This window comes from Ruegeria sp. CJ2, from assembly GCF_056536745.1.
Genome location: NZ_JBQFQF010000010.1, coordinates 55,789 through 80,404 on the forward strand (window position 1 = coordinate 55,789; position 24,616 = coordinate 80,404).

Here is a 24,616-nt window from a genome sequence, read left to right on the forward strand (position 1 = left end):
CGGCCTTTTGGATACTAAACTGAAAGGGTAGGCGCGTGCAGGTAGAGGTCTCTCGTGATGTGTTTCGGCTGGCGCAGGTGTTCACCATCTCGCGCGGGTCGCGGACCGAGGCGAAGGTCCTGACGGTCCGGATTTCGGATGGGGCGCATCAGGGTTGGGGAGAATGCGTTCCTTATGCGCGCTACAATGAGACGCTCGAGTCGGTTGAGGCTGAGATCGCCGGCCTGCCAGCCGAATTTACACGTCAGTCGCTGATGGACCTGCTGCCCGCCGGGGCTGCACGAAATGCGGTGGATTGCGCGCTGTGGGATCTGGAGTGCAAACGCGCAGGTAAACGGGCCTGGGACCTGGCAGGTCTGCCGGTTCCGGGGCCGGAGATCACGGCGTATACCCTTTCGCTGGATACGCCCAAGGCAATGCAAGCGCAGGCGGCGCAGAACGCGCATCGCCCGCTGCTGAAGATCAAGCTGGGCACACCGGATGACATGCCCCGGCTTGAGGCCGTCCGCGCAGGGGCGCCGAATGCCAAGATCATCGTCGACGCGAATGAGGGCTGGTCTGCCGCCGTCTACGCCGATCTTGCGCCGCATCTGGTGCGTCTGGGGGTGGCGCTGGTCGAACAGCCTCTGCCCTCCGGTGAAGATGACGCGCTGATCGGGATGGAGCGCCCGGTGCCGGTTTGCGCCGACGAATCCTGCCATGACCGCGCCAGCCTTCCGGCGCTGAAGGGTAAATACGACGTGGTCAACATCAAGCTCGACAAAACCGGCGGCCTGACCGAGGCGCTGGAACTGCGCAAACAGGCGCTGGCCGAGGGTTATCAAGTGATGGTCGGCTGCATGGTCGGAAGTTCTCTGGCTATGGCACCGGCGACACTGTTGGCGCAGGGTGCGATGGTAACGGACCTTGACGGCCCGCTTCTTCTGGCCGAAGACCGCACCAACCCGCTGATTTTTGATGACGCTGGAGTGCATCCGCCTTCAAGCGCGCTCTGGGGCTGAGGAGAACAAGATGACACGCACCGTTTACGTGAATGGCGAATACCTGCCCGAGACCGAGGCCAAGGTCTCGATCTTTGACCGTGGTTTCCTGATGGCTGACGCCGTTTATGAGGTGACCAGCGTGCTGGACGGCAAGCTGATCGACTTTGAGGGCCACGCAGTGCGCCTGAAACGCTCGCTGGACGAGCTGCAGATGGCCGAGCCCTGCAACAAGGATGAGCTGCTGGAAATTCACCGCAAGCTGGTCGAGGTGAACGGGATCGTTGAGGGCTTGATCTATTTGCAGGTCACACGCGGCAGCGATGGAGACCGGGATTTTGTGTTCCCTGCGGCCGACACCAAGCCGACGCTGGTTCTGTTTACCCAGAACAAGCCGGGACTGGCCGACAGTCCTGCGGCGCAGAAAGGCGCCAAGATCATCTCGATCGACGATATCCGCTGGGGTCGTCGCGACATCAAGACAACGCAACTGCTTTATCCGTCCTTGGGCAAGATGATGGCCAAGGCCGCCGGGTGCGACGATGCGTGGATGGTCGAAGATGGCTATGTCACCGAAGGCACCAGCAACAACGCCTATTTCGTGAAAGCCGGCAAGATCGTCACCCGCCCGCTGTCCAACGAAATCCTGCACGGTATCACCCGCAAGGCTGTTCTGCGCATGGCGGCTGAGGCGCAGATGGAAGTCGAAGAACGTTTGTTCACCATCGACGAGGCGAAAGAGGCGGATGAGGCCTTCACCACCTCGGCCAGTGCATTCGTTATGCCGGTGGTTGAGATCGACGGGGTCGCGCTGGGCGAGGGAACGCCCGGCCCAATCGCCAAACGTCTGCGCGAGATCTATCTGGACGAAAGCCGCAAAGCGGCGATCTGAGTAAAAAGGCCCGCTGAATTGGCGGGCCTTTCTTTCAATGCGTCAGCCTTTCTTGCCGACGTTTTCTTCAAACGCGACCTCGAACGCGGCCTGTTTCTCGGGGCTGGCCTCGGTCTGATAATTGGCTTTCCACTCATCCATGGTCATGCCGTAGAAAATCTGACGGGCTTCGTCCTTGCCCATCTCGATGCCTTTTTCATTGGCCGCTTCCTGATACCAGCGCGACAGGCAGTTGCGGCAGAACCCGGCCAGATTCATCATGTCGATGTTCTGTACGTCGGTGCGATCTTCCATCAGGTGCTTTTGCAGCCGACGGAACGCGGCGGCCTGAAGTTCGATTTCGGTTTGCTTGTCCATGGTCTGGCTCCGGGTGGCAGTATCGTTGTATCTGACCTAGCGGTCCGGTGGCGATGTTTCAACAATCGACGTGTCAGGCCAGTCTCAACGCCAGCCACGGGACGATGCAGAAGATCAATGTCAGAATTTTGTAATTGGCGAGATACCTGAAATAGGCCCGTTTCACGTCCGAGAGTTCCATCTGAAACATCCTGCCGTGGATACCGGCAATCCAGTCCTGCAAAAGCAGAACCATAGCTGTGGTGAACAGCAATACCGCGATGTTGATTACGGCCATCCAGCCAAAGACGGAGGTGAGGAATTCTTGTGTCATAGTCGCCCCCTTTCCCACGATATATATGGGTTGGCGACGAACCTCACAATGTTGTGCGCTTAAAGGTCGCTGTCCTCCAGAGCATCCTTCAGAACAACCGCCAGCCGTTCGGCCCATGCGCGCTGCCCTGCATGATCGGCGATCAAGTCGTTGCGCAGCTCGATCAACGCGTTGGGGCGGCCAAAAGCCGTGCAGTGTTTGTCGATCGCGTCGCCGGGCAGAACTCCGGTATAGGGCTCGTTGATGCCGACGCACAGATCGTCCTCGGCCTGCAGCCGGTTGATCAGCGGGCGCGAAAACCGCTCGTCTGGGGTGTGCAACACGCCTACGTGCCACGGGCGCGGATCGCGGCCGCGAAGTTGCCGGGTGAACGAGTGCATCGACACGATCACCGCGTGGGGCAGGGCGGCCAATTCAGCCAGCGCGTTGTGGTAGGGGCCGTAGCACATGTTCAGGCGGTGCTCGCGTTCGGCGTCGTCGGCATGGCGATTGCCGGGAATGATTGACCCATCATAAAGCTTCATCAGCAGGGTCGGGTCATCCTCGCCCCGGTTCGGGTCAATCACGAGGCGCGAGAAATTGGCGGCAATGACGGGCGCGTTCAGGATCTCACCCAGATGTTTCGAGACTTCATAGGCGCCAACGTCATAGGCGATGTGACGCTCCATATCCTCGCGCGGCAGGCCGAGGTCACCGCCGTTGATTTCGGGCGGCACCGTGTTGGTTGCGTGGTCGCATGTGATCAGCCAGCGCGACGGCCGATCAGCGCCGTGGATAAAAAACGGAGAATACGTCATAAGCCTGTCATCTAGTTTGTCGCAGGTGTAGGGCAGTTGCTTTGAAAAGGGAATTGCGCAATAAGCAGCCTGACGCACTGTTTGCGGTAACATTTGCGCGAAACCATAAAGACGACGTGAGGAGAGCAAGACCAATGCGACGCCTGAGAAGTGTAAAGATCGTGGCGACGCTGGGACCGGCGTCCAACGATTATGATACGATCCGCGCCTTGCACGAGGCCGGGGCGGACGTGTTCCGCCTGAACATGAGCCACGGCAGCCACGACGAAATTCGCGAACGCCATCAGATCATTCGGCAGGTAGAAAAGGATTTGGACAGCCCGATCGCGATCCTTGCCGATCTTCAGGGTCCGAAACTGCGTGTGGGTGTCTTTGCCAACGATGCCGAAGAACTAGTCGAGGGCGCAGATTTCCGGCTGGATCTAGATCCAGAGGCCGGGGATATCAGCCGAGTTTGCCTACCGCACCCGGAAATTTTCGCCGCGCTGGAACCGGGCGCGCGCCTGTTGGTCAATGATGGTAAAATCCGCCTGATCGTTAAAGACTGCGGCCAGGACTACGCCAACTGCACCGTCGAAGTGGGCGGCACGATCTCCAACCGCAAGGGTGTGAACGTGCCGGACGTTGTACTGCCGCTGGCAGCTTTGTCCGCCAAAGATCGCGACGATCTGGAATTTGTCTGTCAGTTGGGGGTCGACTGGCTGGCGCTGAGCTTTGTGCAGCGTGCCAAAGATGTGTTCGAGGCCCGCGCCTTGGCCGACGGCCGCGCGTCGATCCTCTCCAAGATCGAAAAACCGGCGGCGGTTGAGGCATTTGACGATATTCTTGATGCGTCCGACGGGATCATGGTCGCGCGGGGTGATCTGGGTGTGGAACTGCCTGTGTCGGCTGTTCCGCCAATCCAGAAGCGCCTTGTTCGGAAATGCCGTGGAGCGGCCAAGCCGGTGATTGTGGCAACACAAATGCTGGAGAGCATGATCGAAAGCCCCATGCCAACGCGCGCCGAGGTCTCGGATGTGGCCACCGCAATCTATGAGGGCACGGATGCCATCATGCTCAGTGCTGAATCCGCCGCGGGGTCTTACCCGATCGAGGCCGTGCAGACGATGAATAAGGTCGCTATCGAGGTCGAAGCGGACCCGACCTATTCGCAAATCATCGCTTCATCTCGGTCGGCCAAAGGCACATCAGTGGCGGACGGCATTGTTGCCGCCGCGCGAGAGATCGCAGAAAAAACCGAAATCAAGGCGATCTGTTGCTTCACGCAAAGCGGAACAACCGCCTTGCTGACGGCGCGTGAGCGTCCGGGTGTTCCGATCCTTGCGTTGACACCAGCCAAAGGCACGGCCCGCCGCCTGTGCCTGACCTGGGGGTGCCATTGCGTGATGACGCCCGAGCTTGAGCGGTTCAAAGGCGCTGTGGTGAATGCAGCTCGTGCCGCCCGCGCGGGCGGGTTTGCGGCTGAAGCTGACCAGATCGTAGTCACGGCGGGTGTCCCCTTCAACGTGCCGGGGACGACCAACATCCTGCGTATCGCACCCTGTGACGAGCGGTTGATTTACAACACTGATCCGGGTTGAGGTAAGGCGGATTGACTCTCTGCAAACGCTGAGAGTCTAAAAAATAAGCAGAAAAAATAAATATAAAACAATATGATATCCAAATAGGGGGTGAATCTTTCAGTTTCCCCTCTATTTTTCGGTGTTTTTCTTGGATACTGATCCGCATGGGCGGTCTACTCAATAAGTTCCAGGTTCCGGCTGCCCGGCCGGGGGCACGGGCCCCGGTATAATCAACAAAATCGGAGGAACGTCATGACAACCAAAATTGTCATTGGACTGGACGGGACAGAAACCGGAGAGCGCGCGATCGCTTTTGCCAAGGATTTGGCGGAACGGATCGGAACGTGTGAATTGCTGGTGGTTTACGTTATCGAATGGTCCCCTTTCACTTTCCAAACACCTGAAGAAAACGCGTTGCGGCACAAGCGTCGCGAGGAAGAGGTCGAACTGGCGACGACGCGGGTCGTCAAGCCGGCCGTGGATGCTCTGACCTCTGCCGGGTTCTCGGCGCATGGCATCGTGCGCCACGGCGACGTGGCCGAAACTCTCAACGCGATTACGGTCGAAAACGGTGGAACGCAGATCATCGTAGGCCGCGCGTCGGCAGATGGGTTCAAGAAACGGCTGTTTGGCAGTTCGACGCAGAACCTTGTGATGCATGCCGATGTGCCTGTCACAGTAGTGAATTGAGAGGGGCGACGATTATGAACATGCCAAAACACTTGGGTCTGGCCGCAATCGCCAGCTTCTTAGCAAGTCCCGCTCTGGCGCAAGAGGCAGCGGGACTGGACGACAAAATCAACCAGGCTTTCGCCGATTTCACCGGGCCGTTTGTCAGCTTTATCTTCGCGCCCTTCCCGGGTACCGGATTCCCCTGGATCGTGGGATGGCTGGTTGTCGCGGCAACGGTTTTCACGCTGTATTTTGCCTTTGTGCAACTGCGGTTCTTTGGTCATTCGATCAGTCTGGTCAAAGGCGACTATTCCGACCCGAACGACGCGGGTGAGGTCAGCCACTTTCAGGCGCTTGCCACGGCCCTGTCCGGGACGGTTGGTCTTGGTAACATCGCTGGTGTGGCGGTGGCTGTCGGGATCGGTGGGCCGGGTGCCACATTCTGGATGATCGTCGCGGGCCTTCTTGGGATGGCCTCGAAATTCACCGAATGTACGCTGGGCGTCAAATACCGCAACGAATACGAGGATGGCACGGTCTCGGGTGGTCCGATGTATTACATGTCCAAGGGCTTTGCCGAACTGGGTCTGCCCGGCGGTAAAATCCTTGCGGTTCTGTTCTCGATCTTCTGTATCCTGGGTGCGCTGGGCGGTGGCAACATGTTCCAGGCAAACCAGGCGCATCAGCAGATCGCAGGCATCGTTGGCGACTATCCGGGGTGGATCACAGGTCTGGTCTTTGCGGGGATCGTGTTTGCCGTGATCGTTGGCGGCCTGAAATCCATCGCGCGTGTTACGGAAAAGGTCGTTCCGTTCATGGGTGTCATGTATGTCTTGGCCGCGCTGGTCATCATCATCATGCACGCTGATCAGATCGGTTGGGCCTTTGGCCAGATCTTCGCAGGTGCCTTTACCGGCCTTGGCGTTGCTGGCGGCATGGTCGGCGCGCTGATCCAGGGCTTCCGCCGTGCGGCGTTCTCGAACGAAGCGGGCGTTGGTTCTGCGGCGATTGCGCACTCGGCGGTGCGGACAAAAGAGCCGATCACCGAGGGCTTTGTTTCGCTGCTCGAGCCGTTCATCGACACCGTTGTGATCTGTACGATGACCGCGCTGGTGATCATCATCACCCAGCAGCTGATCATTGATCCGGCAACTGGCAATTACATGCTGAACGAAGCGGGCAATGCCATTGCTACTGTCGATGGCAACTCGGGCGTCAGCCTGACTTCGGCAGCCTTTGCCAGCGCCTTTGGATGGTTCCCCTATGTGTTGGCCATCGCGGTGGTTCTGTTCGCCTTCTCGACCATGATCAGCTGGTCTTACTACGGCCTCAAGGCCTGGACCTACCTGTTTGGCGAAGGTCACACAAAAGAGCTGATCTTCAAGATCATCTTCTGCGTCTTCGTGGTGATCGGTGCGGCGGCCAATCTTGGCCCGGTCATCGACTTCTCGGATGCGGCGATCTTTGCGATGGCGGTGGTGAACGTCTTTGCGCTCTACTTCCTGATGAAAGTGGTGCGCGAGGAACTGGCCAGCTACGCGGCCCGGCTGAAAAGCGGCGAGATCCGCAAGTTCGGCCACTAAATCCCATCACCGGGGCGGCGCGTGTCGCCCCGGTGCCTGACCACCCTGTGAAAAGCGCAGATTCTGGTCAAAACCCCCTTGCCAGTATGAGCGAACTTGCGTAAACGGCGCTTCTGATCGCGTGACCGGCCGGATGGCATGCCGAGTCGCGTTTTGTACCGAACCCCGAAAGGAGACGGAAATGCCTAAGATGAAGACCAAGTCGAGCGCCAAGAAGCGCTTTAAGGTGACTGCGACCGGTAAGGTCCTTGCTGGCCAGGCCGGTAAACGGCACGGCATGATCAAGCGGACCAAAAAGTTCATCCGCGATGCCCGTGGCAACACCACCCTGTCCGCCCCCGACGCCAAGATCGTCAAGGGCTACATGCCCTACGACCGCTAAGAGGAGATACCAACATGTCCCGCGTTAAAGGTGGAACCGTAACTCACGCCCGTCACAAGAAGGTCATCAAGGCCGCCAAAGGTTACTATGGCCGCCGCAAGAGCACCTTCAAGGTTGCACGTCAGGCCGTCGACAAGGCCAACCAGTATGCAACCCGCGACCGTAAGAACCGCAAGCGCAACTTCCGCGCGCTGTGGATCCAGCGTATCAACGCTGCTGTCCGTTCGCATGACGAGGCTCTGACCTATTCCCGCTTCATCAACGGCCTGAACCTGGCCGGTATCGAAGTGGACCGCAAAGTTCTGGCTGATCTGGCCGTGCACGAACCGGAAGCGTTCGGCGCGATCGTCGCCAAAGCTCAGGCTGCTCTGACCGCCTGATCCTCTGAAAAGAGACAGTGAATGAAAGGCCGTCCCAATGGGGCGGCTTTTTTGTTTTGGGCTGTAGCGTCTCGGGCGGGTTTGAGAGAAATAAGGTTGCAGTGCTCGTCGTGCATCAGGACTGTGTCATGTAGCGGTCAAAGACGGCCAGTGTCGGAGCATGTCCCTCAGCGAAGGACCGCCCGGTTTCACCCGCTAGGCAAACGTCTGAGACCGTGCCTGAGCGGGTATGAACGTCAGCGCCGGCCAAGATAAGTGCTTCAACGGCCACCGGGTTCCATTCCGAGGCGGCTGTGATCAGAGGCGTCCATTGCAGATTTTTTGACCGCTGTTCGATATCCGCGCCCAAGGCCATGCATCGCTTGATCACTTCTGTCAGTTCATTTGGTTCGATTGCGTCACAATTGCCAAAACCAAGCCCGTGCAGAACATTGTAGTCCGACCCCAACCCGAGCTTTGGATCAGCGCCCCGATCCAGGAGAAGGCGAACGATATCCAGCGACACGCCAAACATGCAAGACATCGCCTTATAAAGCGCCGTTGCTTCTAGTTCTCCGTGGGTCGCGTTGATTTCCCAATGGTCCAACGCGGCAGCAACGGCCCCAACATCACCGTCGCTGATGGCATCAAAAATCAGTGGCTCTGGTACGTACTCTTTTTTGGTCTCTTCAGTGAATTGGTTCGTTAGGTTTTGACGAAACGATGTCTCGGCGAGCAAATCAAACTGAGCGGCCAACTGCCTTAACTCTGGAATGGTGTCACCATATTTGGCAATCGCCGCGTCAAGTTCATCCCGCAAAGCCTTTGCTTCTTCAGCGCCGTCTGGTCCACTTATGACCTGACTGATGAGAAAGTCGGAAATTCGCTGCTGAAAAGAAAAGATATCCATGCTGTGGCATTCTAATGCGGAGTATGGCGAATTTAAGGGGGCAAAACAGAGCGGTGACCTTTGCGCCCTTTTTCGCTTGGGCGTTCACGAAAGGGTGGCCCTAGATTGTTGATTCCAGCCCATCGAAACCGTAGCGACCAGCCCAATGCGGTTCCTAAGTTTTGGGCAGTATCGGCAGATTTGATCCCAGGCGACGACGCATAGTCGAAAGACATGGAAACCGGCGCGATGATAGCGCCGGTTTCCTAACTGCATCATCTTTCGGTCTACCCGAACACGCGCCCCAGCGCGCCGTCGACCGCATCGGTGATCTGGTCGATATCGTCCGGTGTAGCGATCAGCGCGGGCGAGAAACATAGCGTGTTGTTCTTACCCGGCACCGAACGGTTAGTCACGCCGATAATCACGCCTTGCGCCATGCAGTCGGCCACAACCGCCTGTGCCAGCTTTTCATTCACCGGCTCACGGCTTGAGCGGTCCGAGACCAGCTCGGCCCCAAGGAACAGCCCTTTGCCGCGCACGTCGCCGATGACCTTGTGCTTCTCCATAAGCGCCTGAAGGTTGCCCATCATGCGCGCGCCCATGTCGGTGCAGTTTTGCAGCAGGTTTTCGTCCTCGATGATCCGCATGTTCTCGATCGCCGCCGCCGGGCCTGCGGTACAGCCGCCGAAAGTCGAGATATCGCGGAAATAGTTCATCGGGTCGTCCGCATTGTCCTTGAACATGTCAAAGATTTCCTCGGTCGTGACCATGCAGGCAATCGCCGCATAGCCCGAGGCGACGCCCTTGGCCATGGTCACGAAATCGGGCTTCACGCCATATTGCTGATAGCCAAACCATGTGCCGGTACGACCAATGCCACAGACGACCTCGTCAATATGCAGCAGGATGTCGTATTTGTCGCAAATCTCCTGCACGCGCTGCCAATAGCCCTCAGGCGCTTCGATCACACCACCACCGGCGGTCACAGGCTCAAGGCACAGGGCGCCCACGGTGTCGGGGCCTTCGCGCAGGATGACCTCTTCGATCTGATCGGCAGCCCATTCGCCGAAATTCTCTTCGGGTGCGCCGTCCAGCTCGTGCTTGCGGTATTCCATGCAATGCGGGACGCGCACGAAATCCGGCGCAAAGGGGCCGTATTGCGCGTTGCGCTCGTCCTGACCGCCCGCCGACATCGCCGCCAGGGTCGAGCCGTGGTAGTCGCGGTCGCGGTACAGGATCTTGGTCTTCTTGCCGCCGTATTTCTTGTGGGCGATCTGGCGGACCATCTTGAAGGCTTTCTCATTTGCCTCGGACCCCGAGTTCATGTAGTAGACCCGGCTCATCCCCGGCATCTTGCTGATCAGCTTTTCCGCAAAGATCGAGCCCGGAATAGACCCGGCCGAGTTTGCGAAATAGCACAGTTTCATCAACTGGTCATAGACGGCCTTGCAGATCGATTCGCGGCCATAGCCCACGTTCACGGTCCAAACGCCGCCAGATACGGCATCCAGATGTTCTTTGCCGTTCTGGTCCCAGACGCGCATTCCCTTGCCTTCGACAATGATGCGCGGATCGTTGGTTTCAAAGGGTTTATGCTGGATCAGGTGATGCCAGATATGGGCGCGGTCGGCCTCGACCACGCGGGAAAGATCGTTTTCGTTGAACGTGCCGTCCATGACATGTCCTTTCAGAATTTCTTGGGTGCGCAGGATGCCGGAGGTAAATCCCGGCCCGTGTGTTTTCGATGGCTCAGATCACCGCGAAAGGCCATCGGTAGATAGGGCCAGATTGCATCATCGCATATTGCCAGTCCAGAGCCGCGACGTATTTCTACGGGTTTGTCAGCCGGTCAACTTTGTGATCAAGTCACGCGATCAGACAGAGGGAGGGGAAGCCGATGACCGCAGCCAACATGTATGAACGTCATCTGGATAGATGCCGCGCGAACCATACGCCGCTGTCACCACTCAGTTTCCTTGAGCGGACGGCGCAGGTTTACCCCGATTATCCGTCGGTCGTGTATGGCGCGCGCCGATATACCTGGGCCGAAACTTATGCCCGGTGTCGTCGTCTGGCAGGGGCACTTGCTGCGCGTGGCATTGGAAAAGGCGACACGGTCTCAATCATCGCCGCCAATATCCCCGAGATGTACGAGGCGCATTTTGGCATCCCAATGACCGGTGCGGTGTTGAACGCGATCAACACGCGGCTGGATGCGCCGATCATCGCCTTCATCTTGAACCATGCGGAATCCAAAGTGCTGTTGGTCGACCCGGAATTCTCGGGCGCGGTCAAAGAGGCGCTGAAACAGGTCGATCATGATCTGTTGGTTGTAGACATTGAAGACACCAGTTTTGATGGCGGTGAGAAACTGGGCGCGTTGACCTATGACACCTTGCTGGGTGAGGGTGCCCCCGATTTCGCATGGTCTCTGCCCGATGACGAATGGGATGCGATTACGCTGAACTACACGTCGGGCACCACAGGCAACCCAAAAGGTGTTGTGTATCACCACCGGGGCGCGGCACTAAATGCGCAGTCGGACCTGCTGGATTGGGACATGCCCAAGCATTCGACCTATTTGTGGACCTTGCCGATGTTCCACTGCAATGGCTGGTGTTTCCCCTGGGCGATGGCGGCAAATGCAGGTGTCTCTGTCTGTCTGCGCGCAGTGCGGGCTGAGCCGATCTATGCCGCTTTTCGGGATGAGAAGGTCACGCATTTCTGTGGCGCGCCCATCGTTTTGAACATGCTGGCCAATGCACCCGACGCGCTCAAGGATTTCGACCACCAAATCAAGGTGATGACCGCAGGTGCCCCGCCCCCTGCCGCCGTGATCGCCAATATGGAGGGGATGGGGATCGAGGTCACTCATGTCTATGGCCTGACCGAAACCTACGGCCCGTCGGTCGTCTGCGCATGGAAGGACGAATGGAACGACAAACCCGCCGATGCGCGCGCCGCGCTGAAAGTGCGGCAAGGGGTGCGCTATACCGCTCTGTCCGGTCTGATGGTGGCTGATCCCGAAACGCTGGAACCGGTGCCTGCCGATGGCGAAACGATGGGTGAGATCTTCATGCAGGGCAATGTGGTGATGAAAGGGTATCTCAAGAACCCGGACGCCACAGACAAGGCGTTCAAGGGCGGGTGGTTCGCCTCTGGCGATCTGGGAGTTATGCACCCGGACGGCTATGTGGCGCTAAAGGATCGGTCAAAGGACATCATTATCTCGGGCGGCGAGAATATCTCATCCGTCGAGGTGGAAGATATCCTTTATAAGCACCCGGCCGTGATGGAGGCCGCAGTTGTCGCCCGCCCGGATGAGAAATGGGGTGAGACACCTTGCGCCTTTGTCGAATTGAAACCCGATGCGCAGGCGACTGAGGCTGAGATTATTGCCTTCTGCCGGGATAACATGGCGCATTTCAAGGCACCCAAGACCGTGGTGTTTGGACCCTTGCCCAAGACATCGACCGGCAAGATTCAAAAGTTCAAACTGCGCGATCATGCAAAGGCGCTTGGCTAACGCCCCATCTTGTCAAAGATCGACAGGTTCAGCTCAAGCATTTCGCCCATCCAGATGGCGCGGTCCCGGTGATCCTCAAGATGTTGACCGGTTTCGGGGTGGGTGAAAATGGTCAATCCCCGCCGGTTCAGCATCAGCCACGGGATGACCTGATCAAAGGTGTCTGCGGCAAAGGCCAACTGGCAACTCCAGCGCGGATGGGGGCCGACATTCCTGGCATGCATCCGCCCCATCTCAACCGGGAACAGGCGCGCGGCTTCTTCACAAAGCTGCCGGGCGGTCTCTTGCGTGTCTTCGTCAAAATAAACGTGTGCGTGATAGCCGGTGATCTCGGGCATCGGGGGCTCCATCATTAGGTGCGATGAGGGTAGGCTCGACGCGCCCGGATGCCTAGCGCCATGTGCACACAGACCCTGTGCAGCGGGTCAGGCGGGGGCATGCCGGTCTGGGTGAGCCTCGGCAAAGGCAGGGTGTTCCGCGCAGGCGGCATCGACGCTCAGAATGCGGGGTAGGTCGGTCAGATCAACGTCCCAGCGGCGTGCGTTATACATCTGTGGCATCAGGCACAGATCAGCCAGACCCGGTTGCGGTCCGGTGCAATAGGGGGTCTGTTCGAAACCGTCCAGAAGGGCCTCGAACGCCAAAAGGCCGGGGCGGATGAAGTGGCGCATCCAGTCGCCCGGCATCCCTTCGGCATTTCCGCTCAGTTCTGTTGCATGGCGCGCGACCGAAAGGTTACAGACCGGGTGCAAGTCGATGGCGATGGATTGCGCCAATGCAAGCGACCGGGCGCGCGCGGCAGGTTCAGCGGGCAACAGGCCCATGCCGCGCGTCTGATCCAGATAGTCGATGATCGCCAATGATTGCGTTAGCCGCAGTCCGTCAATCTCAAGGACCGGCACCAGACCCTGTGGATTGCGCGCCAGATGATCGCCCGCTTTGTGATCGCCAGCGACCAGATCAATGGAAACCGGATGATAGGCGATCCCGGCCAGATTTAGCGCGATCCGCACCCGGTAGCTGGCTGAAGACCGCCAATAATCATACAGAACCGCGCTCATTCGGGCCTCCTGTCCGGGTCAGTTGCTTTGCAGTCTGGCGGCTTTCAACGCTTGGGACAACACTTGGGCATCCCCGATGTGATTTGCCAGTACCAAAACCAGCCGCGCGTTCAGAGCGTCACTTTCGGCCCTGTCCAAGCCTTCATGGGCGGTCAACAGACCTGCATAGAAATCGTCGGCGCTGTCCAGATTGGGGGTGAGGATCAGATCGGTCATTTCACTTACTCCTTACCGGTTGCCCGGCGGATTGCCTGCCGGAATGCGTTTTCTTCGAAGTTGTCGCGCCGCGCCGCGACATGCTGGTCCGGTCGGATCAAGTAGACGGCGCTGGTCGCATCACCCAGGTATCGGCGCTTCAAGTCCAGCGTCGGATCATCCTTCACGGACAGGGCAAGCCGCGTGGCCACGACACCATCTTCTTCCAGGCTGTCTGGCGCGTCAGCATCAATCGTCAGCAGAGTAAACTTGCCCGCAAGCTTGGGCAGCAGGAACGCATCGCCCAGCGGTGCGTCCGGGCAGGCCGAGCCGGGTCGGGTGATGTCAGGCCCGTTCAGCGCATCAGCCGAGTTCAGGGAGGACCCGGTGTAGGTGCACGGGGTGCTGAGACGTCCGGAATTTACCAGCGGACGGGCAAAATCATAGTGCTCGCTGAGGTCCAGAACCGCGTCGCGCAACAGGCGCGACATCTCGGACTTAGGCGTGATGAAATCGGTTGAGCGCGTGGACATGCTGATATTCTCATCCGCCGCCTGCACGCGTTCGCGGCTGTAGCTGTCCAGCAGCAATTCGGGTGCCTGCCCGTCGATCACCAGCTTCAGTTTCCAGCACAGGTTGTCCGTGTCCTGAATACCGGAATTGGCACCACGCGCACCAAATGGGCTGACCTGATGGGCGCTGTCCCCGGCAAAAAGGACGCGACCGTAGCGGAAACGCTCCATCCGGCGGCATTGGAAGGTGTAGATAGAGACCCATTCCAGATCGAACTCAACATCTTCTCCCAGCATTTCCTTGAGGCGCGGGATTACGTTCTCCGGCCGTTTCTCACGCTCTTTGTCGATGTCCCAACCCAACTGCAGGTCAATACGCCAGACATTGTCTGGCTGTTTGTGCAGCAACGCGGATTGGCCGCGGTTGAAGGGCGGGTCGAACCAGAACCAGCGCTCGGTCGGAAAATCGGCCTCCATCACCACATCGGCGATCAGGAAATTGTCCTCGAACACACGCCCGTCAAAGTCCAGCCCCAACATCCGGCGGGTCGGAGAATTCGCGCCGTCGCAAGCGATCAGCCAGTCGGCTTCGACATTGTAGGGACCTTCCGGGGTTTCAACCTCAAGCTTGACGTGGTCGTCATGGGTGCCGATGGCCTCGACCTTGTTGCGGCCACGTATTTCCACGGGCGCGCCCTCAGCCTGAAGCGCGCGAATGCGATCGACCAGTATGCGCTCCAGATGATATTGCTGAAGGTTGATGAAGGCTGGGTTCCCATAGCCGTTTTCAGGTTGAAGGTTGAATTCGTAGACCTTGCGGTTGTCAAAGAACACTTTGCCCGCGTCCCACTGGACGCCGGTCTCGACCATCGGTGCGCCGCCGCCCAGCCGATCTGCGATGTCCAGCGTGCGCTGCGAGAAACAGATGGCCCGGCTGCCAAAACTGACCTTGTCGTTTTCGTCCAGCACCACGACCTCAACCCCTTGTTGTGCAAGGTCGATGGCCGCAGCAAGCCCGATGGGTCCAGCCCCGATGACGATTACCTTGTGGCGCACCGGGGTAGACGCATCCTGATCTGGGCTGCGGTCATAGGCGTAAAGCGGCGTTTCGAAAATCTTGTTCATGGGTTCTCCCCCGATGCTTTAGCGCGACTGGCGCAAAACTCTGGTCCCTGGGCATTGCCATGCCGGAGGTCATACACGATGGTTTCACTGATCTTTCCGACGCAAAACGATCTGGATCAAATGCGACGGTATGTCCCTAGCCCTGTAATGCCTCCCACATCTCAAGATCGCGCTGCGCGGTCCAGATGCGCGGGGTGTCGATGCCGCGCGCCTCGTCATAGGCACGGGCGACGTTGAACGGCAGGCAGTGCTCGTAGATCGCGTAGTCCGAGAATTTGGGGTCGCATTCGGCGCGAACGGCATCCCAGGCTTCTTTCAACGAACCGCCGCGCGCGGCAACCCTGGCCGCCGGGCGGTAGGTGCTTTCCACAAAATCGCGCGTGTTTTCGATGGCAGCGTTCACCATGCTTTTGCCCACCAGCGCGTCCCCGCGACCAGGCGCAATTGCGTCAACATCGAACCACTTGATTTCGTCCAGCGTGTCGCCCCAATCGCTGAAATGACCATCACCGCAATAGCAGGCCGAGTGATATTCGACGATGTCACCGGTAAACATCACGTTCTGATCGGGCACGTGGATCACGATATCGCCTGCCGTGTGCGCGCGGCCCAGATGCATCAGGTCAACCCGACGGTTGCCCAGATAGACGGTCATCGTGTCGCTGAAAGTGGTGGTGGGCCATGTCAGACCGGGGATGCTTTCATGTCCTTCGAACAGGCGGGGGAAGCGCTGGAATTCGCTGTCCCAATCCTCTTGCCCGCGTTCCACGACCATAGCGCGGGCCATGTCGGACATGATGATCTGTTGGGCACCAAAGGCGCTGGCACCCAGCACCCTGACAGCGTGATAGTGGGTCAGCGCGACATGGGTTATGGGTTTGTCCGTCACCGAGCGCACGCATTCGATAACCTTGTTCGCCAGACGCGGCGTGGCCTGTGCCTCGACAATCATCACGCTGTCGTCGCCGATGATGACACCGGAATTCGGATCGCCTTCGGCGGTGAAAGCGTACAAACACTCGCCGACCTCAGTAAACGAGATATTCTTTTCCGACATGTCCCCTTGGGACGCGAATGCCTTGGCCATGGTTGTCCTGTCCTTATTCTGTTGTGCCGGCGGAGGGTCGGGGACGCCTCTGGCGGGAGTATTTGTGAAAAGATGACGAGGTGGATGTCATCTTTGATAAGGGTCTTCATGGGCCGGTAGAACGGTGCCGGTGCAATCGCCGAAACCGATCGTGTAGCCGTCTCCCTTGGCCTCACCGGTTAAGGTCAGGGTGTCGCCGTCCTCGATGAAGGTGCGGACTTCGCCCGTGTCCAGCTCTAGCGGCTCTCTCCCGCCCCAGCTCAGTTCCAGAAGCGAGCCGCGCTCGGGCTTTGTGGGCCCCGAAATCGTGCCGGACCCAAGCAAGTCGCCTGTGTTCATCGGGCAACCCGAGGTCGAATGATGGGCCAGTTGCTGCGCCGAGGAATAGTACATCTCTTTGTAATTCGTTCTGGCGATTGTTGTGGCGGGCTTCCCTTCGGGTGCCATCGTTACCGACAGATCAATGTCATACAGCATCGGGCCGCAGTCTTTCAGGTGATCCAGCAGCTCGAATTCCCGTGCGGGGGTATCGCACCGGAACGGCTCCAACGCCGCTTTGGTGACGATCCAGGGGCTGATGGATGTGGCTGTGGCCTTGGCCTGAAACGGACCAAGCGGCTGGTATTCCCACGCTTGAATATCGCGCGCGGACCAGTCGTTCAGCAGGACATAGCCAAAGATATTATTGTCGGCTTCCTGCACCGTGATCGGCCCGTCAGACGGCGTGCCTACAAGCGCACCCATTTCCAGCTCGATGTCGAAGCGGCGGCTGGGCAGAAAGGCCGGGCGGTCGTGGTCGGGCGATTTCAACTGACCCCAAGGGCGGCGGATGTCGGTGCCGGACACCACGACCGAGGACGCGCGACCGTTATAGCCAATCGGAATGTGCAACCAGTTCGGCGGCAGCGCGTTTTCCGGGCCGCGGAACATGGTGCCGACATTCTGCGCGTGATGCCGACCGGCGTAGAAATCGGTGTATTCGCTGACGGCGACAGGCATATGCATCTCAGCGTCGCTTTGGGCGACCAGCAGGTGTTCAATGTCGGACCGTGCCTCGCTGCCCTCGGCCAGAAGGTCTGTCAGCCGGTCGCGCAGCGCGGCCCAGACAGCCGGGCCCTGTTCCATCAGCGGGTTCCAGAAGGGCAGGTCGAACAGCGGTTCGTCCGCCAACTGGATCAAACCTTCGGCTTCTGCGGTGGTGACATCAAAGATCATGTCACCGATCGCCACGCCGCAGCGCGGTTCATCGCCTTCGACCGAGAATACGCCATATGGCAGGTTGTTCAGCGGAAAAGGGTGGTGGGCGTCATTGGCCGAGGCCACCCAGGATGTCATTAAAGGCATCTTTGATCCTTATTGTCTTTGTCGTCTTTGAGAGTGTGGTGCCGGGAAAGGGTGTACGACATGTTCCTGTTTTCCATCTTTCAATCGCCGCTGGGATCAGCCCCGCCGGATGAACCCTCTTGGCGATGGCCGGGCATTGGGTTGTGCTTGTAGTGGTCGCGCTTTCCGTTCCAGCGTCCGCGAAATGCCCAAATCGACAACCCGAAAATCCCTAAGAACACGGCTATGACTATGTACCCACCATCCATCATTTTTTCCCTGGCGTACCGTCGAACTTTTTCTCAAGAGAGGTCCAGCAGTCAATGTAGTCATCCTGCAACGGGGCTTCATTTGCTGCAAATGGGGTCAGATGTTGGGGGAACCGGGTTTCGAACATGAAGGACATGGTGTTGTCCAGCTTGTCCGGCCCAAGGTTGGAATTCGACGCCTTGTCGAACGCCTCGCGGTCGGGGCCGTGCGGCAGCATCATGTTGTGCAGGCTCATGCCGCCGGGAACAAAGCCCTGCGGTTTGGCGTCGTACTGGCCATAGATGTTGCCCATCAGCTCGGACATGATGTTCTTGTGATACCACGGCGGGCGGAATGTGTCCTCGGCCACCATCCAGCGCTCGCGGAACAGAACAAAGTCGATATTGGCCGTACCTGGCTGACCGGAAGGCGCCGTCAGCACGGTAAAGATCGACGGATCGGGGTGGTCGAACAGGATCGCTCCGACCGGGCAATATGTGCGCAGGTCGTATTTGTAAGGCGCGTAATTGCCATGCCATGCGACCACGTCCAGCGGGCTTTGACCGATCTTCGTTGTATGGAACTGGCCGCACCATTTGACGGTGACGGTCGAGGGAACCTCACGGTCCTCAAACGCCGCGACAGGGGCCTTGAAGTCGCGGGGGTTGGCCATGCAGTTGGCGCCGATGGGACCGCGACCGGGCAATTCGAACTTCTGCCCGTAGTTTTCGCAGACAAACCCGCGCGCGGGCCCTTCCAGAACCTCAACCCGGTACAACAAGCCACGCGGGATGATGGCGATCTCTTTCGGCTCAAGGTCGATGATCCCCAATTCGGTAGCAAAGCGCAGGCGGCCTTCCTGAGGCACCACCAGCAACTCGGAATCGGCTGAGAAAAAGTAGTCATCCACCATGGATTCGGTGACCAGATAGATATGGCTGGCCATACCCACCTGCGTGTTCACGTCGCCAGCCGTGGTCATGGTGCGCATCCCGGTCAACCATGTCAGCCCTTCATCTGAATGGGCCACCGCGTCCCAGCGGTACTGGCCCAGGCTGATCACATCGGGATCGACGTAAGGCGCAGATTTCCAATAGGGCAGGTCGATCTTTTCGTATCGATGCGAGTGTTTCACCGACGGGCGAATGCGATAGCACCACGTCCGCTCGGGCGGGTTGGCTGTAAAGGCGGTGCCGCTGAGTTGCTCGCCATACAGCCCGTAATTGCAGCGCTGCGGACTGTTCATCCCTTGCGGCAAAGCGCCGGGCAGGGCCTCGGTTTCGAAGTCGTTGCCAAAGCCGGGCATATAGCCTTCATGCGTCCCCACCGGGCTGCTGGCTTGTGTCAGGCTGTGCGGATTCGTCGGACGATTCATCCTGTGTTCCTCCATTTGCTACTTGTCCGATAATAGTTGATTTTGTAACTAACAAGCATGACAAACACGGTTTCCGACAAAAAAGATGAATTTGATCTGCGGGTTTTCCTGCCCTACCTGCTGAACCGGGCGGCCGAGGAAAGCTCGTTAGAATTTCAGAGGGCCTATAAGGATCGGTACGGAATGCTGCGCACCGAATGGCGCGTTCTGTTTCATCTGGGAAATTATGGAGAGATGACCGCGAAGGAAATCGGTGAGCGCGCGCGGATTCACAAAACAAAGATCAGCCGCGCGGTCAGCAGGCTTGAACAGCGCAGATATCTGGCACGCAAACGCAGCGACACGGACCGCCGGGTTGAAATACTGACGCTGACAGCCGCAGGGCAGACGGTTTACCGCGAGCTATGCGATATTGCCCAACGATACGACGCAAAGCTGGCGGGGCTGTTCAGCGAGGACGAGGTTACCCTGTTGCGGCAAATGCTGCGACGTCTGGCGGATATGGTGTGAGGGCTGGTAATTTGTTCGTGATGACCCCAGATGACACCCTGAGTGGACGCAGGATTTAGATATGACAGCCCCGGACCCCAACGCGGCGAAGACGAACGACCTTATCAATTGGCTGGTAGCGCGTGGCCTTGCCGGTGCCGAAAAGGAAGAACTTCTGGACGGGTACTGCACGCGGCTTATTGATATGGGTGTGCCCTTGATGCGGTTTCACGCGGCGCAATCCGCGCTGCACCCGGTTTATGGCGGTACGGGGTATAGCTGGTACCAGGGGCGTGGCGGGGATTACCAAAAGTTCGAGTATTCGGAAGATGCCAGCGAGGATTGGCAGAAAAGCCCGCTTTTCGCTATTCTCAACGATGACGTCGAGGTCGTGCACGAACGCATGGTGGATCAGAACGAACCCAGCCGGTTTCCTCTGATCAATGAGCTCAGAGAGATTGGGGCGACCGAGTATTATGCGCGGGGTGTGACGTTCGATGTCCCGACCCACAACGCGCCGCGGGACGCCAAGAGACCCGTTGACGGTGTGTTGCTGTCTTGGACGTCGAATGCTCCGGACGGGTTTCGTGATGGCGATCTGGAACTAATCAACACTGCGTTGCCGCATTTGGGCTTGGCGCTGAAATCGGCGTCGAACGCGCGGGTTTCTGAGGATTTGATGCGTGTCTATCTGGGTCGCGAAGCCGGTCGTCGTGTTCTTTCGGGCGAAATACGGCGCGGGTCCCTGCAGCAGATTGATGCCGTGATCTGGAACTTTGATCTGGAGGGGTTCACCAGCCTGTCCGAAGAGTTGCCGGGCAGTGAGATCATCGACATGCTGAATGACTATCTGGCTGTGGCCGTCGGTGTGGTGCACGACAATGACGGAAACATCCTGAAGTTTATGGGCGACGGGCTGATGGCCATGTTCGACGTAGGCGAAATTGATGAAGACGCACGCGCGGCTTTGAAAGCGGTGCCGGTGCTGCAAGAGCGGATCAAGGTGCTGAACCAAGAGCGCAGCGCCGCAGGTCTTCCGGTTGCCAATTTCACGCTGGCCCTGCATGCGGGTGAGATTTTGTACGGCAATATCGGGTCGGAAAGCCGGCTTGATTTCACCGTGATCGGACCGGCCGTGAACCAGACGGCAAGGATTGCGGGAATGCACCGGTCGCTGGGGCAGCGTATTCTGATTTCAGACGACGTGGCGCAGGCGGCCATGCCTTGCAGTCAGGATCTGATCTCGGTCGGGCGTTACATGCTGCGTGGCGTGCCGGAGCCGAAAGAGCTGTTTACCGTGTATAACGGTTAAAAATCGATCTCGACGCCCGGCAGGTTCAGTTCTTTCATCATGTCGCGCAATTCCTGACGCGCGGCGATGTTCGAGATGTTGAGCTGTTTGACCCCGATATCCTTGAGGTCCAGCAGGGTCAGTCCGCGCGGGAACAACTCGCGGAAGATCACGCGCTCGGAAAAGCCCGAGGCGACGCGGAACCCGATGCGCTGCGACAGCATCTCGATCGCGCGCTGCATCTTTTCCTTGTTGACCATGCGCTGCGTACCCACGCGGTTGCGCACAACAACCCAGTCGATCGGTTTCAGACCCGCCTGCGCGCGTAGCTGTCGTGCGTTCCAGACCATCTCGGAATAAACCGACGGGCCGAGGATTTTCTCGCCCTTTGAATCAATCCGCGCCAGCAGGTCAAAGTCGATGAAACTGTCGTTCAGCGGGGTGATCAGCGTATCGGCCAGCGAATGCGCCACCTGGCTGAGGCGGGTATGCGAGCCGGGGCAGTCAATCAGGATGAAATCGCTGTCGCTTTCCAGCTCGGCAACGGCGGCGGACAGGCGGTGGTCATAGATGTTCTCGCCCGGCTTCAACTTGGTCGCGTCGATCTCGGGCAGGTCGTGGTGACGCGGTGTCGGCAGGGTCAGGTCCGAGTTTTTCAGGAAATTGGCGCGATTTTCGAAATAGCGCCCAAGGCTGCGTTGCCGAAGATCAAGGTCCAGCGTGCTGACTTTATGCCCCAGCCGTGCTAGCGCTGTGGCGACGTGCATTGAAACGGTCGACTTGCCTGCGCCGCCCTTCTCGTTCCCCACTACGATGATATGTGCCATGCCTGTATTCCCACGTCCCGCCGTGTTTGCCCACACGTTGTTGAAAACCACTATATGTTGTGGAACCGGGGAAGGGAAGAACCCGAAACACAGTCAGCGCGCAATAAAATTCGCTGTTGCTGAAATCTCAGGGCCGGGTTTGGTCGCGCGCTTGCCAAACCCGGCCACCTGTTTCACTCTCTGAATTACGACATTGGATCAGGGGCTTGCGGTGGACCATCTGTTTCTAAACGTGCTGAACGTGGTCCTGCCCGTGCTGATCTGCGCCGGGATCGGGTACAGCCTGGCATTGTTCAAAGCCCCGTTCGACAACAAGGTCATCGGTGGGATTGTGTCTCGGGTTGGGTATCCGACGCTGATCATCTCGCACCTTTCAACGACAAAGATCGCGGTAGGGACGTTCCTAGACGTGATGGCTGCGGCGGCGCTGGCGATTGCAGGCTTTGGCGTGCTGGGGTTTGTGGCGCTCAGGGCCATGCGCTTGCCGGTTCGCGCGTTCCTGACGCCGTTGATGCACGGCAATGTCGGCAATATCGGCCTGCCGATCACGCTTTTGGCGCTGGGTGACGCGGGGATGGCGTACACGATGGGGTTTGTGGTGGTGGTCCTGATCAGCATCTTCACCGTGGGCATGTGGATTCCGGCTGGTGAGTTTTCGCCGAAGAAACTGGCCACGTCCCCGATCATCTACGCTGTTATCGTTTCACTGGTGTTGATGGCGACGGGGTACAACCTGCCGCAACCTGTGGCCAAATCGTTTGATATTCTCGGCGGTCTTTCCATCCCGCTGATGCTTTTGACTCTGGGTCACACACTTGCAAGCCTTCAGGTGCAACGCCTTGGCCGCGCGGTGATCCTGACCCTGCTGCACCTGATCATGGCGGTCGTAATTGCAACCGCTTTGGTCTGGGCATTTGGCTTTACCGGGGTCGAGCGCGGAGCGGTTATCCTGTGCTGTCTGATGCCGTCATCCGTGGCAACATACTTGTTCATTGATCAGCACATGCCGGAATACGGCCCGGACGTGGCTGGGTTCATTCTGGTGTCAACGCTTACAACGATCGCTGTTTTGCCGCTGGCCCTGTCCTACTGGGTCTGAGGTTATGCGCTGGGCTAAAAACCTGCTAAGGTGTTGATGTGGCGTCTCAAAGACGCCGATGGGATTGAGGGCGGAGCGATGTCACAGGCGAATTCACATCCCCAAGGGGCGCGGGTCGTTCTGGCTATGACCGCGATTTGCATGATGGTTGTCGGGTTCAACACAACCGCAGTTGCGACCATCCTGCCCAACCTCAAGGCCGAGTTCGATCTGACGCCGTCTGGCCTGCAATGGGTCATGGCAACTTATACCGTCGCCAGCGCCACCTTGGTGACTATCGTCAGTCGGTTGGGCGATATCACGGGTAAGATGGGGGTGTTCTTCTTTGGAATGATCGTCTTTGCCATTGGGTCTTCGCTTGTCCTTTTCGCGCAAGATGGCGCGATGCTCTTGATCGGGCGCGGTGCACAAGGGGCGGGGGCTGCGGCGCTGTTTGGCACCTCGCTGTCGCTGCTGACTGCGGCGACGCCAGAGGAACAACGCGCCAGCGTGACCGGCGCCTGGGGCGCGATCGTCGGGCTGGCAATTGGCATTGGTCCCATTGTGGGCGGTGCTTTTGCCCATTACGTCAGTTGGCGCGCGGTGTTTGCGACCGATCTGATCCTTCTGGTGGTCGCATTTGTCATCGGCTTGAACGTCAGCAAACGGAAATACGTCCCGGATACGCGTCTGGCCGGGGCACGGTTCGATTATCTGGGGGCCATGGCAATCCTGCTGTTTCTCGGGCCGCTGTCTTTTGCGCTCAGCAACGGGGAAAGCAATGGATGGGCCACGCCCATGACTCTGGTGCCGCTGGCAGTGGCAGCGCTGGCAACGGTTGGTATCGTTCTGGCTGCACGCCGCAGCGATGATCCCTTGATCGAGCTGAGGTATTTTCGCCATCCACGTTACTTCATGGCTGCTGCGGGGATGTTTGTCACCGGCTTCACGCTGTTTGGATTCTTTGTCTATTTCAACACTTTCGTGCAGTCGCCAGACGCGTTTGGGTATTCATCCGTTGGCGCGGGGCTGGCGATCATGCCGCTAAGCCTTAGCATGTTCGTGATTTCGGTCACGGCGCCGCGGTTTCTGGCCCCCTACAGTTTCCGGTGGCCGGTTGTCATTGGACTGGGCGCCATGGCGTGCGGGTTCCTGTCGCTGGTGGCGACAACGAATTCCACGCAATACGGCGAAATCTGGTGGAAGCTGATGGTGGTTGGGATTGGGATGGGCATTTGTTTCTCGCTGCTGCCGCGCCTCGGCCTGCGACTGCTGCCGGAAGAGCATGTTGGGCAGGGGTCTGGCGTGATAAACGCGTGCCTCTATTTTGGCGCAACCCTGGGGGCGGTCGTGTGCGGACTAGCCGAGGCGATCACCACCCGCCGGGGTCTGTCTGAGGTGATTGATGCCCTGCCCAGCGGTTCGACGCAGCGTGAAGATCTGGCCCATGCGCTGACACATGGAACGCCCAGCCAGATACAACAGTTGATCGCTGGAATGGATCCGCAAAGCAGCACGACCTTGGCCAAAGCCTTACGAGACGTGCAGGACAACGCCTTTGACAGCGCGATGATGATCACAGCCATTGCTGCGCTGCTTGGAATGGTGCTGGCGCTGTTGCTGCTGCGTGGACCGGTGCCTCCGTTACACAGCGCGGCCGAGTTGACGCGTAAGCCGCAATAACCGGCT

At 58.6% G+C, this 24,616-nt stretch carries 25 protein-coding genes; 12 read left to right on the forward strand and 13 right to left on the reverse strand.

Annotated elements, in window-relative coordinates; genetic code table 11:
- Positions 1-35: 35 nt before the first annotated feature.
- Complete coding sequence (gene dgcA, locus ACR0MS_RS15045; protein WP_480575035.1) at positions 36-1,001, forward strand: N-acetyl-D-Glu racemase DgcA; 966 nt, start codon at positions 36-38, stop codon at positions 999-1,001.
- Between the two features lie 10 nt (positions 1,002-1,011).
- On the forward strand, positions 1,012-1,872 hold the full coding sequence (locus tag ACR0MS_RS15050; RefSeq protein WP_480575032.1) for a D-amino-acid transaminase: 861 nt from the start codon (positions 1,012-1,014) through the stop codon (positions 1,870-1,872).
- Between the two features lie 42 nt (positions 1,873-1,914).
- On the opposite strand, the gene ACR0MS_RS15055 is transcribed toward ACR0MS_RS15050, so the two are convergent.
- From ACR0MS_RS15055 to ACR0MS_RS15065, 3 genes are all read right to left on the reverse strand, one after another.
- On the reverse strand, positions 1,915-2,229 hold the full coding sequence (locus ACR0MS_RS15055) for a DUF1244 domain-containing protein (RefSeq protein ID WP_171241400.1): 315 nt from the start codon (positions 2,227-2,229) through the stop codon (positions 1,915-1,917).
- Between the two features lie 73 nt (positions 2,230-2,302).
- Positions 2,303-2,542 (reverse strand): DUF6868 family protein, encoded by a 240-nt coding sequence (locus ACR0MS_RS15060; protein ID WP_480575029.1) that lies wholly within the window; start codon positions 2,540-2,542, stop codon positions 2,303-2,305.
- A gap of 59 nt (positions 2,543-2,601) precedes the next feature.
- The gene (locus ACR0MS_RS15065) at positions 2,602-3,339 is read right to left on the reverse strand and encodes an N-formylglutamate amidohydrolase (protein WP_480575026.1); all 738 of its coding nucleotides are present in this window, start codon (positions 3,337-3,339) and stop codon (positions 2,602-2,604) included.
- Between the two features lie 134 nt (positions 3,340-3,473).
- On the opposite strand from ACR0MS_RS15065, the gene pyk reads away from it, so the two are divergent.
- The 5 genes from pyk (at position 3,474) to rplT (ending at position 7,918) form a co-directional block, all read left to right on the forward strand.
- A complete protein-coding gene (gene pyk, locus ACR0MS_RS15070; protein WP_480575023.1) occupies positions 3,474-4,919 on the forward strand; it encodes a pyruvate kinase in 1,446 nt (481 codons plus the stop codon).
- Positions 4,920-5,153: 234 nt separating this feature from the next.
- Positions 5,154-5,591: a universal stress protein gene (locus ACR0MS_RS15075; RefSeq protein WP_480575020.1), complete on the forward strand. Its 438-nt coding sequence runs from the start codon at positions 5,154-5,156 to the stop codon at positions 5,589-5,591.
- 14 nt (positions 5,592-5,605) lie between these two features.
- Complete coding sequence (locus ACR0MS_RS15080) at positions 5,606-7,156, forward strand: alanine/glycine:cation symporter family protein (RefSeq protein WP_480575017.1); 1,551 nt, start codon at positions 5,606-5,608, stop codon at positions 7,154-7,156.
- Positions 7,157-7,337: 181 nt separating this feature from the next.
- On the forward strand, positions 7,338-7,538 hold the full coding sequence (gene rpmI / locus ACR0MS_RS15085; RefSeq protein ID WP_010443552.1) for a 50S ribosomal protein L35: 201 nt from the start codon (positions 7,338-7,340) through the stop codon (positions 7,536-7,538).
- A 14-nt stretch (positions 7,539-7,552) separates the two neighbouring features.
- Complete coding sequence (rplT, locus tag ACR0MS_RS15090) at positions 7,553-7,918, forward strand: 50S ribosomal protein L20 (RefSeq protein WP_152457001.1); 366 nt, start codon at positions 7,553-7,555, stop codon at positions 7,916-7,918.
- Between the two features lie 115 nt (positions 7,919-8,033).
- Here rplT and ACR0MS_RS15095 read toward each other — a convergent pair whose 3' ends face one another.
- Entirely contained in the window at positions 8,034-8,807 is a 774-nt protein-coding gene (locus tag ACR0MS_RS15095) for an ankyrin repeat domain-containing protein (RefSeq protein WP_480575014.1), read from the reverse strand.
- A gap of 266 nt (positions 8,808-9,073) precedes the next feature.
- Positions 9,074-10,465, reverse strand: coding sequence for an aminotransferase family protein (locus tag ACR0MS_RS15100; protein ID WP_480575011.1), 1,392 nt, complete (start codon positions 10,463-10,465; stop codon positions 9,074-9,076).
- A gap of 221 nt (positions 10,466-10,686) precedes the next feature.
- Between ACR0MS_RS15100 and ACR0MS_RS15105 the strand changes: the two genes are divergently transcribed.
- Positions 10,687-12,315: an acyl-CoA synthetase gene (locus tag ACR0MS_RS15105; protein WP_480575008.1), complete on the forward strand. Its 1,629-nt coding sequence runs from the start codon at positions 10,687-10,689 to the stop codon at positions 12,313-12,315.
- Here the strand turns inward: ACR0MS_RS15105 and ACR0MS_RS15110 are convergent.
- From ACR0MS_RS15110 to hmgA, 7 genes are all read right to left on the reverse strand, one after another.
- On the reverse strand, positions 12,312-12,653 hold the full coding sequence (locus ACR0MS_RS15110; protein ID WP_480575005.1) for a DOPA 4,5-dioxygenase family protein: 342 nt from the start codon (positions 12,651-12,653) through the stop codon (positions 12,312-12,314). The genes ACR0MS_RS15105 and ACR0MS_RS15110 overlap by 4 nt on opposite strands.
- A gap of 87 nt (positions 12,654-12,740) precedes the next feature.
- Entirely contained in the window at positions 12,741-13,376 is a 636-nt protein-coding gene (maiA, locus tag ACR0MS_RS15115) for a maleylacetoacetate isomerase (RefSeq protein WP_480575002.1), read from the reverse strand.
- 18 nt (positions 13,377-13,394) lie between these two features.
- Positions 13,395-13,592 carry a DUF2783 domain-containing protein gene (locus ACR0MS_RS15120; RefSeq protein WP_480574999.1) on the reverse strand — a complete coding sequence of 66 codons (198 nt, stop codon included), beginning with the start codon at positions 13,590-13,592 and terminating at the stop codon, positions 13,395-13,397.
- Between the two features lie 5 nt (positions 13,593-13,597).
- Positions 13,598-15,208, reverse strand: coding sequence for an FAD-dependent oxidoreductase (locus ACR0MS_RS15125; protein ID WP_480574996.1), 1,611 nt, complete (start codon positions 15,206-15,208; stop codon positions 13,598-13,600).
- A 136-nt stretch (positions 15,209-15,344) separates the two neighbouring features.
- Positions 15,345-16,295: an MBL fold metallo-hydrolase gene (locus ACR0MS_RS15130; protein WP_480574993.1), complete on the reverse strand. Its 951-nt coding sequence runs from the start codon at positions 16,293-16,295 to the stop codon at positions 15,345-15,347.
- Positions 16,296-16,382: 87 nt separating this feature from the next.
- Positions 16,383-17,639, reverse strand: coding sequence for a fumarylacetoacetase (gene fahA, locus ACR0MS_RS15135; RefSeq protein ID WP_480574990.1), 1,257 nt, complete (start codon positions 17,637-17,639; stop codon positions 16,383-16,385).
- 247 nt (positions 17,640-17,886) lie between these two features.
- Positions 17,887-19,242, reverse strand: a complete 1,356-nt coding sequence (gene hmgA, locus ACR0MS_RS15140; protein ID WP_480574987.1) for a homogentisate 1,2-dioxygenase — start codon at positions 19,240-19,242, stop codon at positions 17,887-17,889.
- A 57-nt stretch (positions 19,243-19,299) separates the two neighbouring features.
- Here hmgA and ACR0MS_RS15145 point away from each other — a divergent pair, with 57 nt between their 5' ends.
- Both ACR0MS_RS15145 and ACR0MS_RS15150 read left to right on the forward strand, forming a co-directional pair.
- Positions 19,300-19,752: a MarR family winged helix-turn-helix transcriptional regulator gene (locus tag ACR0MS_RS15145; protein ID WP_480574984.1), complete on the forward strand. Its 453-nt coding sequence runs from the start codon at positions 19,300-19,302 to the stop codon at positions 19,750-19,752.
- 61 nt (positions 19,753-19,813) lie between these two features.
- Positions 19,814-21,043, forward strand: a complete 1,230-nt coding sequence (locus tag ACR0MS_RS15150) for an adenylate/guanylate cyclase domain-containing protein (RefSeq protein ID WP_480574981.1) — start codon at positions 19,814-19,816, stop codon at positions 21,041-21,043.
- Here ACR0MS_RS15150 and ACR0MS_RS15155 read toward each other — a convergent pair.
- Entirely contained in the window at positions 21,040-21,849 is an 810-nt protein-coding gene (locus ACR0MS_RS15155) for a division plane positioning ATPase MipZ (protein WP_170388145.1), read from the reverse strand. The two genes, ACR0MS_RS15150 and ACR0MS_RS15155, sit on opposite strands and share 4 nt — an antisense overlap.
- Positions 21,850-22,060: 211 nt before the next feature.
- Here ACR0MS_RS15155 and ACR0MS_RS15160 point away from each other — a divergent pair, with 211 nt between their 5' ends.
- Entirely contained in the window at positions 22,061-22,948 is an 888-nt protein-coding gene (locus ACR0MS_RS15160; RefSeq protein WP_480574978.1) for an AEC family transporter, read from the forward strand.
- 36 nt (positions 22,949-22,984) lie between these two features.
- Entirely contained in the window at positions 22,985-24,610 is a 1,626-nt protein-coding gene (locus ACR0MS_RS15165) for an MFS transporter (protein WP_480574975.1), read from the forward strand.
- The last annotated feature ends 6 nt before the right edge of the window (positions 24,611-24,616 follow it).